The 16,145-nt window shown below is 32.4% G+C and carries 15 protein-coding genes and 1 CRISPR repeat array; of the genes, 14 read left to right on the top strand and 1 reads right to left on the bottom strand.

What is annotated here, in order from left to right; all coding sequences use genetic code 11:
- Window positions 1–192: 192 nt before the first annotated feature.
- Window positions 193–831 carry a hypothetical protein gene (locus tag N4A68_13000; protein ID MCT4565215.1) on the bottom strand — a complete coding sequence of 213 codons (639 nt, stop codon included), beginning with the start codon at window positions 829–831 and terminating at the stop codon, window positions 193–195.
- Window positions 832–1,044: 213 nt separating this feature from the next.
- Between N4A68_13000 and surE the strand changes: the two genes are divergently transcribed.
- The 14 genes from surE (at window position 1,045) to N4A68_12930 (ending at window position 16,144) form a co-directional block, all read left to right on the top strand.
- Window positions 1,045–1,818, top strand: a complete 774-nt coding sequence (gene surE, locus N4A68_12995; GenBank protein ID MCT4565214.1) for a 5'/3'-nucleotidase SurE — start codon at window positions 1,045–1,047, stop codon at window positions 1,816–1,818.
- A 299-nt stretch (window positions 1,819–2,117) separates the two neighbouring features.
- Window positions 2,118–3,453: direct repeats of the CRISPR family, unit length 30 nt; unit sequence ATTGAACCTTAACATAGGATGTATTGAAAT.
- Window positions 3,454–3,973: 520 nt separating this feature from the next.
- Window positions 3,974–4,183, top strand: coding sequence for a 4Fe-4S binding protein (locus N4A68_12990; protein MCT4565213.1), 210 nt, complete (start codon window positions 3,974–3,976; stop codon window positions 4,181–4,183).
- On the top strand, window positions 4,173–5,309 hold the full coding sequence (locus tag N4A68_12985) for a 2-oxoacid:acceptor oxidoreductase subunit alpha (GenBank protein MCT4565212.1): 1,137 nt from the start codon (window positions 4,173–4,175) through the stop codon (window positions 5,307–5,309). Before N4A68_12990 ends, N4A68_12985 begins: the two co-directional genes overlap by 11 nt.
- A complete protein-coding gene (locus N4A68_12980; GenBank protein ID MCT4565211.1) occupies window positions 5,310–6,131 on the top strand; it encodes a 2-oxoacid:ferredoxin oxidoreductase subunit beta in 822 nt (273 codons plus the stop codon).
- A gap of 2 nt (window positions 6,132–6,133) precedes the next feature.
- Window positions 6,134–6,667: a 2-oxoacid:acceptor oxidoreductase family protein gene (locus tag N4A68_12975; GenBank protein MCT4565210.1), complete on the top strand. Its 534-nt coding sequence runs from the start codon at window positions 6,134–6,136 to the stop codon at window positions 6,665–6,667.
- 191 nt (window positions 6,668–6,858) lie between these two features.
- A complete protein-coding gene (locus tag N4A68_12970; GenBank protein ID MCT4565209.1) occupies window positions 6,859–7,719 on the top strand; it encodes a MurR/RpiR family transcriptional regulator in 861 nt (286 codons plus the stop codon).
- Window positions 7,720–8,212: 493 nt separating this feature from the next.
- Complete coding sequence (locus tag N4A68_12965; protein ID MCT4565208.1) at window positions 8,213–10,585, top strand: hypothetical protein; 2,373 nt, start codon at window positions 8,213–8,215, stop codon at window positions 10,583–10,585.
- Entirely contained in the window at window positions 10,585–11,514 is a 930-nt protein-coding gene (locus N4A68_12960) for an ABC transporter ATP-binding protein (protein ID MCT4565207.1), read from the top strand. The genes N4A68_12965 and N4A68_12960 overlap by 1 nt, the downstream gene beginning before the upstream one ends.
- Window positions 11,511–12,452, top strand: coding sequence for an ABC transporter permease subunit (locus N4A68_12955; protein MCT4565206.1), 942 nt, complete (start codon window positions 11,511–11,513; stop codon window positions 12,450–12,452). Before N4A68_12960 ends, N4A68_12955 begins: the two co-directional genes overlap by 4 nt.
- Window positions 12,442–13,686 (top strand): hypothetical protein, encoded by a 1,245-nt coding sequence (locus tag N4A68_12950; GenBank protein MCT4565205.1) that lies wholly within the window; start codon window positions 12,442–12,444, stop codon window positions 13,684–13,686. The genes N4A68_12955 and N4A68_12950 overlap by 11 nt, the downstream gene beginning before the upstream one ends.
- A complete protein-coding gene (locus N4A68_12945) occupies window positions 13,619–13,888 on the top strand; it encodes a hypothetical protein (GenBank protein MCT4565204.1) in 270 nt (89 codons plus the stop codon). The genes N4A68_12950 and N4A68_12945 overlap by 68 nt, the downstream gene beginning before the upstream one ends.
- Window positions 13,889–13,917: 29 nt before the next feature.
- Window positions 13,918–14,106 carry a hypothetical protein gene (locus tag N4A68_12940; GenBank protein MCT4565203.1) on the top strand — a complete coding sequence of 63 codons (189 nt, stop codon included), beginning with the start codon at window positions 13,918–13,920 and terminating at the stop codon, window positions 14,104–14,106.
- A gap of 92 nt (window positions 14,107–14,198) precedes the next feature.
- Window positions 14,199–15,179 (top strand): MoxR family ATPase, encoded by a 981-nt coding sequence (locus N4A68_12935; protein MCT4565202.1) that lies wholly within the window; start codon window positions 14,199–14,201, stop codon window positions 15,177–15,179.
- Between the two features lie 107 nt (window positions 15,180–15,286).
- Window positions 15,287–16,144 carry a DUF58 domain-containing protein gene (locus N4A68_12930; protein MCT4565201.1) on the top strand — a complete coding sequence of 286 codons (858 nt, stop codon included), beginning with the start codon at window positions 15,287–15,289 and terminating at the stop codon, window positions 16,142–16,144.
- The last annotated feature ends 1 nt before the right edge of the window (window position 16,145 follow it).

The raw sequence follows: 16,145 nt of genomic DNA, 5'->3' as shown, positions 1-16,145 counted from the left end.
TTGGCAGAATTGCATAATATATATGGTATAGCTCTAAGGATTTTAAAGATACATGTAGTAGATGGTTTTTATAGAAAGTAATTATGCAATTTGCTCAGTTGTTTATTTTTAAAACCTAAAAGAATCGACCTGAAAACTTGGAACATGGAGCCTGGAACTTGCAACACAAAATGGGTCTTTAGACCCTTTTGCTTAGCAATCATGATGAAGATATATTTTTTGTGGCCTATTACTAGTGAATTCTATTATTTTTACTTGGCTGTTATCTTCGATTCTTTTATCGCATTTTAAGCAGATATAGTGGGATTTTTTCAGTTTATCATAGGTGACTTGTGTCTGTAATAACCCATATTTCTCAAAGCTTTTCCAACCTGTTTTGCATAAAGAAACTCTTTTATCGTAATCAGCATATATCCAACAAAGAATTCTATGAAAATGAAAGGGATATTTGGTATAGCTTATAAACCTTTTTGGGAAGCCTAGACTAATAGTATAGTCCTCAAAGGCTGACTCTATTTTTGACTGAAGAGGTTCTTCTATTTTTGTACTGGTGCATTTAAAGTTAGTATTTGATATCCATTTTCTAAAGTTATCAAACATATATCCCCTACATACAAAAATTTGTTCCTCATCACCGGCTTTCAATTTTTTTAATAAATCTTCAACTATTTCAACGACGTAGTCCAGATATAGTTTTTTACAAAAGAACTGTGGAGAATAGTATTTTAAAGGAATGATATCATAAACAAACTCCTTTGTTTCGGATCTCATTGCACCAATGATAGTACCACCGATTAAACTCCCACTACCTGCATCATCTATTAATATCAAAAAAATCACCTCAAGAAATTATTTATATATTCTGTAGTATTTGTCTAAACTTAAATGTCTATAAGGATATTTAATAAATAATTGTTTCTATTATAATATTTTTTCAAGAACCTAGAAGAATCACCGGGAAATCTTAGAACTTGGAACATGGAACTAGCAACTAGCCAAAGCAACTTCGGTCGCTTTGGCTTAACTGAAAGGATGTGTCTTATAATGAAAATACTTGTAACAAACGATGATGGAATATTTGCAGAGGGTATATATAAATTGGCAAAAACCTTAAGTAATGATCACGAGGTTTTTGTTGTAGCCCCCGATAGACAAAGAAGTGCCACAGGTCATGCCATAACAATGCACCATCCTTTAAGGGCACAAAAAATAAAATTTTTTGATACCGACTTAGATGCATGGTCTGTTGATGGTACGCCTTCTGATTGTATAAAATTAGGTTTAGAAGCCATACTTGATAAAAAGCCGGATTTTGTTATTTCAGGTATAAATGATGGACCAAATCTAGGAACAGATGTATTATACTCTGGGACTGTATCAGCAGCAATTGAGGGTGCTATACATGGGATTCAGTCTATGGCTGTATCTATGGCTTATACAAAAAATATTGATTATGATATAGGAGCAAATTTTGCTTATAATATGGTTGAAAAACTGCAAAAAGATAGGCTTCCAAGGGATACTCTATTAAATATCAATATTCCACAGTATAAAAAGGAGGATATTCTGGGGGCGAAGGTCACTTCACTGGGAGTGAGGAGATACAAGAATTCCTTTGTTGAGAGGGTTGATCCTAGAGGAAAGTCCTATTATTGGCTTGGTGGTGAAATAGTAGAAGAGGCACAAGGGGAAAATTCTGATATAAAATGTATAAAGGATAAATATATATCTATAACACCTATTCATTATGACTTAACAAAATATGATCTTATAAAAACAATTGAAGAATGGAATATTGAGGGGGCTGTGGGGAAATAAAAAATAGCCTACCCAAAACAAAAAAGGACAAATCTTATAAAAAGAGCTGTCCTTTTTTGAATTTATAAATTGAGAAATGATAAACTCTTATTTGTAAATACTTTGAAAGAAGTAATCATCTGATTTTCCCAGGGAGTATAGATACCACAATAATATAAAAGCTAGTATTTTCAAAGATTAGCTTGAATTCAGATGCGTAAAACTAGAAACTCAAAATTAGCTGGGAAAATTTTTATGAAATGTTGAAAAAACTGGGCTTGTACGGTATACTTATAATTAGATATGGTCATTTTACTAGCATTGAACCTTAACATAGGATGTATTGAAATACTTCTCGTCTCCAAAAGTTGATTTGATTTCTAATTATTGAACCTTAACATAGGATGTATTGAAATAGAGTTATTTAGAAATTTTTAGGAGAAATTTTCATTTATTGAACCTTAACATAGGATGTATTGAAATGTTTTTCTTCTAGTTCCTTTTCATGCTCCTTCTGAAATTGAACCTTAACATAGGATGTATTGAAATATAGCTAAGCCAAATGTAAGATTATCATTTTCTCTGATTGAACCTTAACATAGGATGTATTGAAATCTTAAATGAAATTTCTTAAGGCTACTAGAAGGATAATTGAACCTTAACATAGGATGTATTGAAATGGAAAAAATGTAATACACTAACCCATCACACCACTATTGAACCTTAACATAGGATGTATTGAAATGGATATAGCAGATTTATTAAAGTATAGGAGGTGTAATTGAACCTTAACATAGGATGTATTGAAATTTTATCAATACTTGCTTCAACTTCATCTCCCCTTATTGAACCTTAACATAGGATGTATTGAAATAAAGTTAGTTGATGAGTGGTTAGAAGGTGAAAAGATTGAACCTTAACATAGGATGTATTGAAATTCTAATGTAGCTTCTAATAGATTGACGAATGCTCCTATTGAACCTTAACATAGGATGTATTGAAATTCAAATATAAGCAGTTTAACTGGTACTGACTTACTATTGAACCTTAACATAGGATGTATTGAAATGTGGTTGCAGAATCTCTAGCGTCTATAAAAGTTTCTATTGAACCTTAACATAGGATGTATTGAAATCCTAATCTTCTTATTGAAAGAACCCCATCTTCCTATTGAACCTTAACATAGGATGTATTGAAATGCATCTAAAAAAGCATCTTTTATATATTCGATTTCATTGAACCTTAACATAGGATGTATTGAAATAATGATTACTCTGATTTTAAAATAAAGATATATGATTGAACCTTAACATAGGATGTATTGAAATGTCCATTATATTCATAAAGATTGAGAATCAATATTCAATTGAACCTTAACATAGGATGTATTGAAATTAAAGATCCTCCTTTAATATTAAATTTCCACATTATTGAACCTTAACATAGGATGTATTGAAATATCAGATATCCATATCCCTCTAAACTATGTTTATCAATTGAACCTTAACATAGGATGTATTGAAATTTTGTTAGTTTGTTTGATATTCTCCATGCATATTCTATTGAACCTTAACATAGGATGTATTGAAATCTTCTACCACTTCCTTTTTAGGTAATTTTTTAGGCATTGAACCTTAACATAAGATGTATTAAAATATGCTAATACCCTTAATTTTCTTCTTTTCTCCTTAACCCACACTGATGGGTCAAAAAATACTAAGTTAAAAAGAATGGTGAAAAGTGATGCTTTCTGAAGACTATAGGGCACTTACACCATTCTTTTACGTTCACATTAATTCATATTGCTCCTTTAATCTAAATATGGATGAAAGGATACCATTGATTTCTAAATCATAAACTCGATTCTTAAATTATAAATTTGAGTTTTCCTTCCACCATGCCAGCTTCGCTGGTACTACACCAATTACTAAGAACCTAAAACTTTGAGCTTACAACTTAGAAATTTCTTGTATTTTTCCTGCCTTTTGTATACAGAATAAATGCATACAATAATAAAAAAAATCATTTATACTGTGATATTATTATACGATTTGCAATATATATTGCAGAAATATAAAAATATCATAAAAAATGAAATATTTATTGCAAAATTCTTTATAAACTGGTATTATGATGTTAGTAATGATTTGTCAAACTATCAGAGGAGGTAATAGCCTTGAGTCAAAATAATACCAAATTAATAGTGAAGAAAGAGTTTTGTAAAGGATGTAGAATTTGTGTTGAATTCTGTCCTAAAAATGTGTTAACTATTGAGAATGGAAAGGTAAAAATTGCTGATATAGAAAAATGTATTAAATGCGGATTATGTGAACTACGATGTCCAGATTACGCTATTTTCTTAGGAGGTAATGATGATGAACAATAAGAAAGTGAAATTAATGCAAGGGAACGAGGCTTGTGTTGAAGGAGCTTTAGCAGCTGGAATGAGATTTTATGGTGGTTATCCAATAACTCCTTCTACGGAAATTGCTGAGATATCTGCTGAAAAACTACCTGTTGTTGGTGGAAAGTTTATTCAGATGGAAGATGAGATAGCAGGGATTGCCGCAGCTATTGGGGGTTCTTTAGCAGGACTTAAATCTATGACTGCAACTAGTGGCCCAGGTTATTCTCTTAAACAGGAAAACTTAGGCTATGCAACTATAGCTGAAATTCCCCTTGTAGTAGTTAATGTTCAAAGAGGTGGCCCAAGTACTGGATTACCTACTGCTCCCGCTCAAGGTGATGTTATGCAGGCTAAATGGGGTACCCATGGGGATCATCCAATAATAGCACTTAGTCCATCATCAGTTAAAGAAACTTTTGATGTTACAGTTAAGGCATTTAACCTAGCTGAAAAATATAGAACACCTGTAATTATACTGACAGATGAAGTTGTTGGGCACATGAGAGAAAAAATTGAGATTCCAGACCCAAGTGAGATTGAGATAATTGATAGAGTTAAGCCTTCTGATGATGACAACTATCTACCATATGGAGTTACTGGTGATGAGTTAGTTCCACCTATGGCTGCATTCGGAGACGGACATAGATTCCATGTTACTGGACTTATGCATGATGAAACTGGATTCCCAAGCAATAGTTCCGATAACGCTGAAAAGGTTTTAAATAGATTAATGAATAAAATCAATAAAAACTTAGACGATATTATTGAATATGAAGAATATATGCTAGAAGATGCTGAAATCGCTATCCTTTCTTATGGTAGTACAGCAAGATCAGCAAAAAGTGCTGTTAAAGAGTTAAGGGAACAAGGAATTAAAGCAGGAATGTTTAGACCAATCACTATTTGGCCATTCCCAGAGGAAGAAGTTAGTAGATTATCTGAAAAGGTAAAATCTATACTTGTAGCTGAAATGAATCTTGGTCAAATTGTTTTAGAAGTAGAAAGAGTAGTAAGGGGTAAATGTGAAATAAGCCATATAGGAAAAGCAAACGGGGAAGTAATTACTCCAGCTGAAATTGTAAGCAAAGCAAAGGAGGTTTTATAAGTGACTAGCCAATTAATAAAAGATTACTTTAGAGAAGATAAATTACCTCATATATGGTGTCCAGGCTGTGGTCATGGAATACTAATGAGATCTGTAGCTCAAGCTATTCACAATTTAGGTTTAGATAAAGACAAAGTATGTATAGTATCTGGTATAGGATGTTCATCAAGGGCTCCTGGGTACATGGACTTTAATACTCTACATACTACTCATGGTAGAGCATTAGCCTTTGCAACTGGTGTCAAGCTTGCAAGACCAGAATTAGAAGTAATAGTAATAACTGGAGATGGGGACTGTGCAGCTATTGGCGGGAACCACTTAATCCATGCAGCTAGAAGAAATATAAATATAACTACAATTGTATTTAACAATAATATATATGGTATGACAGGTGGACAATACTCACCTACTACACCGACTAATGAATTTGGTACAACTGCTCCATATGGAAATATTGATAAGCCATTTGATATTCCACAGTTAGCGGCAGCAGCTGGAGCCACTTATACGGCTAGAGGAACTGCATATCATGCAAAACAATTAACTAAGCTTGTTGAAAATGGTATAAAGAATAAAGGATTTTCACTAATCGAAGGAATTAGTATTTGTCCTACTTATTATGGTAGAAAAAATAAAAAGGGTTCAGTTGTTGATATGATGCACTGGTTAAAGGATAATGCTGTAGATGTTAAGGTTGCAGCTAAGCTACCAGAAGAAAAAGTTCAAGGTAAGTTTTTAATCGGAGAATTTAAAAACACTACAGAATCCGAATATACAGATGAATATATGAAGATAATAGAAAGATATCAAAAGGAGAGATAATAATGGCTAAGCAGACTGAGATTAGATTAACTGGTTCCGGAGGTCAAGGGCTTATATTAGCTGGTATTATTTTAGCTGAAGCAGCAATTTCTCAGGGAAATAATGCCGTTCAATCACAATCATACGGGCCTGAGGCTAGAGGTGGAGCTAGTAAAGCAGAGGTTATTATCAGTAAAGAAGAAATCGATTTTCCAAAGGTTGCTAAGGCGGATCTTATGCTCTCCCTTACACAAGTGGCATTAGATAAATATGCTGATACTTTGAAAGAAGACGGAATATTAGTAGTTGATTCATTACTTGAGGTTCCAGCAGACTTGAAGGCCAAGAGAATAGTATCTATACCTATATTAAATACTGCAAAGGAAGTTATAGGGAAATCAATGGTTGCTAATATTGTTGCAATAGGTGCAATACAGCAGCTTTCTGATATCGTGTCCAAGGAAAGCCTTGAGAAAGCAGTACTTAGCAGAGTACCTAAGGGTACAGAAGAGCTGAATAAAAGAGCTTTACAGGAAGGTTACAATCTAGTAAAATAGGTTTGTGAACATGAAAAAAATAAACAAGTCAGATTGCGAAGTGATTTTGATTATTTTCTAGGTATTTTATCGTAGGCATATTCACTTTATGTAAACGATGAAGTAGCGACGAAAGGAATTAAAAGGATGAGTAAGATGACTAGTTTATTTTTTGAATGTGCCTTAACATTCATTAAGAAGAGGGGCCGCTTATGGATGATCTAAAAAGAGACTTACTTAATAGAGTAAAAGAAAAATATAATAAACTGAGCAAAGGGCAGAGGCTAATAGCTGACTATATCATGAATAATTATGATAAAGTTGCTTTTATGACTGCTTCAAAGCTTGGAGAAAAAGTTGGAGTTAGTGAATCTACAGTTGTTAGATTTGCTAATGCCCTCAATTACAAAGGATATCCCAACTTGCAAAAAGAACTTCAAGAGTTGATTAAAACTAAGCTAACTACGGTGCAAAGGCTAGAGCTTTCTAATGATTATAATGATGATGAATTCATTAGAAAAGTCATGCAGGCCGATGTAGATAACATTATGAAAACCATTGATGAATTAGACACAGTATCCTTCAAAAATGCAGTTGATAAGATTTTAAGGGCTAATCAGGTATATATATTAGGCTTTAGAAGCTCAATTGCAATTGTTCAATATTTTGCATTCTATTTAAACATGGTTTTAGACAATGTTCATGTTGTACCATCTGGAATAAATGATGTGTTTGATCAATTAATTAATATAGATGAAAATGATATTTTGATTGGGGTATCATATCCAAGATACTCAAAAAAAACTCTTGAAGCTGCAGAGTTTGTAAAAAATAGAGGTGCTACAATTATTGGAATTACTGATAGTCATGTTGCGCCTATATCAGAATTCGCTGATATTATTTTAACTACAAAGAGTACAATGACATCCTTTGTTGACTCATTAGTTGCCCCAGTTAGTTTAATGAACGCATTAATTATTGCTTTAAGCATGAAGGAAAAGGATAAATTAGCAAATACATTAAGAAAGCTTGAGAATACTTGGGAAAGATATGATATATATCTAAGTAAATAATTTAAAATTGTTCGTATAATAAGCAAAAGCTTTTCGCATGTCAAATGTACTAGCTTTTGCTTTTTTATTATATAAATTAAACGGGTTTAGGGTGTTGTAAGAAAAATTTAAGAATAAGTCTATGAATCGCTTATGGACTTCTAAGCAACATACTAAGCCCTGTGTTTGTGTTTTTTTGGCTTGATAAAACATATGGATAAATGTAAAATAACTATGTTGTGAGATTTATAGGGATTTTAGTAAAGCCTTTAACTTATACAAGTCCAAAATGCCCAGAAGCATCGCATATTTGTCTATGTATAAGTTAAGTTATACTATGAAAACCCTATATATTATGGAGATTTAAGTCAAAACTTTAATTTATACATATCAAAAATCCCTATAAGCATCGGATATTTTGATATGTATAAATTAAGATTTACCCTAAAATCCCTATATACAATAGAACAGTTAAATCAGAGCAATGGATAATAAATTTTGAGGGGGCAAAGGAATGAATCACAAAATAAGAAATATAACTCTTATTTGCTTAGTAATGTTGTTTTCCCTGGGACTACTAAGTACAAGCTATGGACAAGAAAAATTTGAATTTGACATTGATGTAGGATTTGATGGGTATGTTAAGCCCGAGGAGCCTACGCCAGTTAGAATTGAAGTAAAAAATAATTTTAAAGATATAGAAGGTAAAATAGAGCTTCTTGTAAATAAGAGGCATAATAAAAAAGTTTATTATAATGCATATAGTAAAAAAATTAATATTGCCAAGGATTCAACAAAAATCATAAACTTGGATGCTGTATTTTATAGTAATGATTTGCTACATGTAAGAATAGTAGATAAAGATGGTAATGTTGTATTTAAGAAAATGGCTAAATATCTTAAAATGAATAGACCTGATGGAATGTTTATGGGCGTATTCAGTGAAAATGTTGATAGCCTAAGATACTTATCAAAAATACAAAGTACAAGTATTTCTAACGGAAGTAGAGATAACTTTTTTGAAATAGCTGGGTTGGATGATACTTTACCTGAAAACCATAGGACATTAAAAATATTTCAAACTATGGTTATTAACAATTATGATTCAGAAAAATTAAATGAGAAACAAAGACAGGCTGTAAAAGAATGGGTTGAAGCTGGTGGTTTACTATTAATAGGAACTGGACCAAATTATCAAAAGACTCTTAAGGGAATGGAAGATATTAATTTTATAGAAGTTAAAGGAACGAAGGAAATAAGTATAGACGATTTTGACGGTGATGAACCTTTAAAGCTAGTTGATGCTTCATTAAGGGATGGAGAAGAAATCTTTATTGAAGGAAACAATGACTTAAAGCTTTATCACAGAAAATTAGGGAAGGGACATATTGTAATTGCTGGATTTGATATGGGACTTTCCCCCTTTGTAAATTGGGATGGGAAAGATAAATTTATCGGGAAGGTAATCAATAAATATTTAAATAGCGATATAGCTAATTATGAACGAAGCCATCCTACATCAAGATCCCATTGGTTTAATAATATAGTTAACTATTTGCCCTACAATTTACTTCCTTCAATGAAGACAATATTAATCATATTGATATTATTCATACTGTTGGTTGGGCCAATAAATTACTTTGTTCTTAAACGAATAGACAAAAGGGAATTATTATGGGTTACTATCCCAATTATAGTAGTGATATTTTCTACTTCAATTTATATTCTAGGATTCAAGACCAGATTAAGGCAACCCATATCAAATAATGTTTCAATAATAAAAATAGATGATGAATCAAAAACAGCTATGATAAGTACAAGGGCAGGACTTATGGGCTTTAAGAATGGAGATTGGCACATTACACTGGATAAAAATAGTGAGGCTTTATTAGATGGGAGAAGGGATTATGATGTATTACAAAGGTTTGGTGATAAGGAAGTAGTTACAGAATACATCTTTGACAAAGAAAATCATGTTATTTTCAAGAAAGCTGGAATCTTAGATGTTGAAACTATAACTATAAATAATGAAATAGAATTTAATGATAAAATAGTTTCCGACATAGTGATTAAAGATGGGAAATTAGTTGGTACAGTAAATAATATTCCCGATTTAAACCTCCAAGATATGATTATATTTTATGGAAGTAGATATAAAAGACTTGGAGACTTTAAAGAAGGCGAGGAATCTAAAAAATTTGAAGTTTATATTAATAAAAAAAATACTGTTAAGGATTGGTATGCTATTATAGACAGTATTTATGGATATAGAGGTAGCAGGTCTAAAAATGCAGCTAATGAAGCTGAGGATATACTTAATAATAATGTAAAGAGAGATATATTAGAAGGCTTAATGGATTCAAGTCGGACATTAATGAATAAAAATAAATTCTTTATTTTAGCATGGAATAAGGATGATATAGGAAGTTCTATAAAAATAAATGGGAAAGAAGCTAAAAATATCAATAGAAATCTATTATTGATACCGTTAAATATAAAATATGAAAAAGGACAGAGGGTTAACATACCTGCTGGTATATTGTATCCAGATATAGTGGATAATCACAATATGAATTTAGAAGGAAATGGAGAACTTTTGTATGGAGATGGTTATGTAGTTTTAAAGTTTAAGCCAGAAGATAATATAGAACTTAATTCAATGGGAATCAACCTAGATCTGGGATATAATCAAACTAAGTGTAAACTATATGTATTTGATTATATTGAAAATGAATGGGTAGAAGGGGATAAAAGGAACATGGTCATAGATGCTTCAAACATGGACAAATATTATACAAAGGAAAAGGGTACATTGATAAAGATTGATCCAACAGAAGATATTGATGTCCCTATACCTACCTTTACAGTAGAGGGGGTTATAAAATAATGCTTAGGATTGAAAATTTAACTAAATTATATGGAAAGTTTAAGGCAGTAGATGACATATCCCTTGAAATAAAGGAAGGCGAAATCTTTGGATTTGTTGGGCCTAATGGAGCCGGTAAAACTACAACCTTTAAAATGATAGCTACACTACTAAAACCTACTTCTGGGAAAATATATCTAGATGGAACAGAGCTTAGCTATAAAAATCTTAAAAAGGTAAGAAATGAGATTGGATATATGCCCGACTTTTTCGGTGTCTATGATAAGCTAAAGGTAAGCGAGTACATGGATTTTTATAGTGATATAGCTGGTATTTATGGTGATGAAAAGACTGGTATCATAAAGGATTTATTAGAGCTTGTGGATTTGACCCATAAAAAGGATGCTTATGTAGATTCATTATCTAGGGGTATGAAGCAAAGGCTGTGCCTTGCCAGATGCCTCGTTCATAATCCAAAGCTACTTATACTAGATGAGCCTGCTTCTGGTATGGACCCAAGGGCAAGGATTCAGATGAAGGAAATACTTAGAGAACTTAAGAGAATGGGTAAAACAATAATAATCAGCTCCCATATTCTACCGGAACTTGCTGAGCTTTGTACAAATATTGGAATTATCGAAGGTGGTAAAATAGTAGTAAATGGACCTGTAGAGGAAATAATGCATAGGACTAGAGGAACTCAAGTAATAAAAATCGTGGTTTTAAAAGATAAAGATAAATGTATAAAGCTTTTAAAGGAAGATCCTTTAGTAAAATCAGTTGTTGAAGACGAAAGGGATATAGAAATAGAATTTAATGGAGAAGCCCTAGAATTATCGGATTTGATGAAGAGAATACTTAACGAAAATATTCCTTTAATATCATTTAGACCTCTTGAAAATAACTTAGAGGATATATTTATGGAGGTTACTAGGGGGGATGGAGAATGATGAAGATGAATCCTGTATTAAAGAAGGAACTAAAGGTTAGAACAAGATCGTGGAGGATGCCTGTGACCATATCCCTGTATTTATTTCTTATATGTGGTTTTTTAGGACTGATAGCATCCCAGATGGTTTTTGGATATAGATATTATAGGGGAATAAGGGTAGAAGAATTAAAGGCATTGTATGCCGCAATTACCATATTTCAATTGATTCTTATAGCCTTTATAATACCAGCTACTACTGCGAGTAGTATATGTGGAGAGAAGGAAAGAAGGACCTTTGATTTGCTACTTTGTACAAGACTATCGAGTCTTTCAATAGTTTTAGGGAAACTTTCCGCGGCATTATCTTTGATGGTACTTTTGCTTATTGTAACTATTCCTATATTTAGCATATTCTTCTTATTCGGAGTTATTACACCGGGAAGTGTACTTTTGCTTTTTGCATATTATCTAGTAACAGCCTTGCTATTTGGAAGTATAGGGATATTTTCATCGGCATTTTTTAGAAAAACTACTTCATCTACTGTATTCACATATTTTTTCGTTCTGATGCTTATGTTTGGAACAGGATTTTGTTTAATTATAGTTAGAGAATTTGTAGGTAGAATGGATATAAAAAATATAAGTGATACCGTAAAAGTAATCTATAATGCAGTAGTTTATATGAATCCAATGGTTGGAATAGGTTCCATATTGGAAAACCAATTTGGTGAAGGACCCATTAAAGAAATATTGCTGGGAAGAAAAACAAATGTTCACTTGCTAAGTCCTTTGTATTATAATATGAGCTTTAGTTTTGTATTTTCTTCTATACTATTATATATGACTTCTTTAAAGATTAATCCAATGAAGAAATTTGGGAATAAGGGAGAAGACAAGAAAAATAAAAAAAATAGAAAGATAAGAAAAAAGAAGGATGAAAAGATAAATGCTGGATAACAAAATAATTAGATATTTAAAGCCCTTAAAGCTTAAATACTTTTTCAAGAGAATAATACATTTTGTTACTATTTCACTGATGCTAGGGGGAGGAGCTTCCTTTGCTATTATGATAGCTTCCAGGTTTATTTCCATAACCTTTATATGGAATAAAGTACTACAGGTATTGATATTGTCCGTAGTTCTGGGAATCCTTTGGTCTTTATATAAAAGACCCTCCTTTATGGAAACCGCTATATTAGTGGATTCCTTTGGTCTTAAGGAAAGGACCTCTACTTCATTGGAATTGAAGGATGAGGACAGCTTAGTTTCAAGGATTCAGAAGGAGGATACCCTGAGATTTCTGGCAAAGGAAGATTTGAAATCAAAAATATCCTTAAAGCCTTCTGTGAAAGTGCTTGTGTTTATATTTATACTTGTGGCGGCTACTATTACAGTAAGTTTAATTCCTACCAAACCCTACGTACTGGCAAAGGAAAGGGAAAAAACATTAGAGAAATTGCAGGATGAAAGGGCAGAGATAGAAAAGGTAAAGGAAAACATAAAGAAGGATGAATCATTAAGCCTACAAGAAAAGAAAGAAATAGAAGAGAGTCTTGATAAGATTAAGAATGATATTCAAAAATCTAAAAATCTAAAGGATGCTCAAAAAGAAATTGTAAAGTTAAAAAAGAAAATAAATAAAATAGATGAGGCTAAGAAACAAAACAAGATTAATCAAATAGCTAAGAACCTTGAATCAAAGGAATTTACCAAGGAATTAGCTAAAAAAATAAAAAATAGAAACTCCCACGAAGTGGCCAAGGAAATAGAGAAGATGGCCAACAAACTTAAAAGCTTAGATAAAGAGCAGCTTGAAAAGATAGCCCAGGAATTAAAGGAGCTTAGTGAGCTTTTAAAGAATAATCCTGAGCTTGCTAAGGCATTTAAAGAAATTAGAGACGCCACATTGCAGTCCATGAAACAAGGAACTAAAAATAGTGATGAGGTTAATCAGAGTCTTCAAGATTTGAATAACAATATAAATCAAATGCTTAATAATTCTCAGCTATCTAGTCAGTTAAATGAAGCTATGGGTAGTATAAATCAATTGAATAAAACCTTAGATCAAATGTCGGGAAATAATAATGATAAAGCATCTGAGGATCAAGATGGTGACAATAACAATGCAGGAAATAGTGGCGATAATAATACATGCCCTACGGGTGAACACTCCTCACAGGGCGGTGGCTGACAGGCTGGTGGACAGTCACCGGGAAGTGACGGAAAAGGTGGAGGCCAAGGCACTGGAGCAAATGGTGCCGGGAATGGAAGTTCACCGGGAAGTGATGCCGGAGGAGGAAGCCCTTCAGGCGGTGGTGGAAATTCACAAGGGAGCAGTAATAAAGAAGCCGTTGACCATGAAAGCATCTTTGCTCCTAAAAGACTTGGTGTAGAGGGTGAAAAGAGTCAAGTAAATGGTGGTATGAATAAATCAGGGCAAAAGGATACAACTGAGGTTAAAAAGTTTGGTGAAGATATGGGAGAAGCGATTCCCTTTGGTGAAGTGTATAAAAACTATAAAAAGAGCGAATATCAAAGACTTGAGCAGGAAGAGATTCCACCTAATATGAAGGAAATTGTAAAAAAATATTTTATTAAGCTGGATGAATAAAGGTGCCTTTATAGTTCAAAGTTGAAAGCTCTAAGGTTTAGGGTATTCCTTTTGGTAGATAAAGAAAAGATATGGAAGAAAGGACGGTAGTTATGGGATTTGACGAGAAGGATTATAGAGATTTTAAGGATGGCTTTGATGCTATCAAGAATGAGATAAAAAGAGCAATCATTGGTCAGGAGGAGCTTATTGAGAAGGTGCTGATTGCTATGCTTTGTGAAGGAAATGTACTCCTTGAAGGAGTGCCAGGTCTAGGAAAAACCCAGCTTGTTAAGACTATTGGACAGGTTTTAAACCTTGACTTTTCAAGGATACAATTCACTCCTGATCTCATGCCAGCAGATATTTTGGGGACCAATATCATAGTTCACGATGATAATGGTAGAAATAAATTTGAATTTCAAAAAGGTCCTGTATTTACAAATATTCTTTTAGCAGATGAGATAAATAGAGCGACTCCAAAGACCCAAAGTGCAATGCTGCAATGTATGCAGGAAAAGATAGTTACAGCAGGTAATGATACTAGAAAATTAGATAAGCCTTTCTTTGTTTTAGCAACCCAAAATCCCATAGAAATGGAAGGAACATATCCCCTTCCTGAGGCGCAAATGGATAGATTTTTATTTAAGCTTAATGTGGAGTTTCCTAATTTAAAGGATTTAAGTCAAATAGTAAATCTTACTACAAATAGCGAAGACATAGAGCTTAAAAAAATCAGTGATAGGAATAAGCTTTTAGACATGATAAATATGTCAAAGGAAATACCTGTATCTGAAGCTGTTATGGAATATGCTATGAAGCTGGTATTATATACACATCCTGAAAACGAAGAAAGTCCGGACACAACTAAGAAATACGTTAGATTTGGTTCAAGTCCAAGGGGTGCCCAGGCAATAGTAAAGGCTGCTAGGATAAAGGCATTAATAGAAGGTAGATTTAATGTTTCATTTGATGATATAAAATATGTGGCCTATCCAGCACTTAGACATAGAATAATACTAAACTTTGAAGCCATGAGTGACGATGTGAACAGTGATTTTGTGATAGAACGGATAATAGATAAAATTGATTAAAGGCAATTTGGTTCCAAGTTGCAGGTTCCAAGTATCAAAGACCTAAAAGAAGGACAGAAGTCTTGAAACATGTAACTTAGAACTTAGAACTATTACGGGGTGATTTTTTGCTAGATCAAAGCTTTTTAAATAAACTGAGCAGATTAAAGCTAAATTATAATCTGTCTATAAATAAGGGTTATAGCGGGGGAAGAAAGTCAAAAGCCAAGGGGTCTTCCAGTGAGTTTTCCGATTTTAGAGAGTATATCAATGGTGATGATTTTAGAAAGATAGATTGGAATGCATATGGAAGATTTGAAAAGCTTTATATTAAAGAATTTATGGAGGAAAGAGAAATATTAGTTAATATTTTTTTAGATGCTTCAAAATCCATGGATTTTGGACAGCCTCAAAAGTCTTTATTGGCCCAAAATCTTGCTATGGCTTTATCCTATGTTAGTCTTAACAATTTAGACAGAATAAATTTATATTATCAAGAAGAAAAAAATCTTAAGGAATCGGGATATTTAAATGGGAAAAATTCTTTGAGTAAGATAATAGGTATACTAGATAATCTAGAGTTTAAAAGTAGTACGGATATTTTTACACTCATAAATAGAAGACTTTATAAGCCTGGAATATCAATAATAATATCCGATTTGTTTTCTGATGAATTTCAAGAGGCTTTCAAGTATTTAACATATATGAACCAAAAAATAATTGTGATTCATTTATTGGATAAAAAAGAATTAAAACCAGATTTTATAGGAGACTTAAATCTTATAGATAGTGAGACTTTAATGGATAATGATATATCAATTAGTGGATCAATATTAAATTCCTATGAAAAGACATTACAGTCCTTTATTCAAAATATTAAAGAAACAACTAAAAAGTATGGGGCGGTTTATTCATTAATATCAAATGAATTTTCTACTGAGCAGATTATATTCGAAAAACTAATAAGGTCTAGTATTCTGAGGTGAT

Origin of the sequence: Maledivibacter sp. (assembly GCA_025210375.1) — a bacterium.
Lineage (GTDB): Bacteria > Bacillota > Clostridia > Peptostreptococcales > Caminicellaceae > JAOASB01.
The sequence above is the reverse complement of the archived record's forward strand: the minus strand, read 5'-3'. Positions and strand labels throughout refer to the sequence as shown.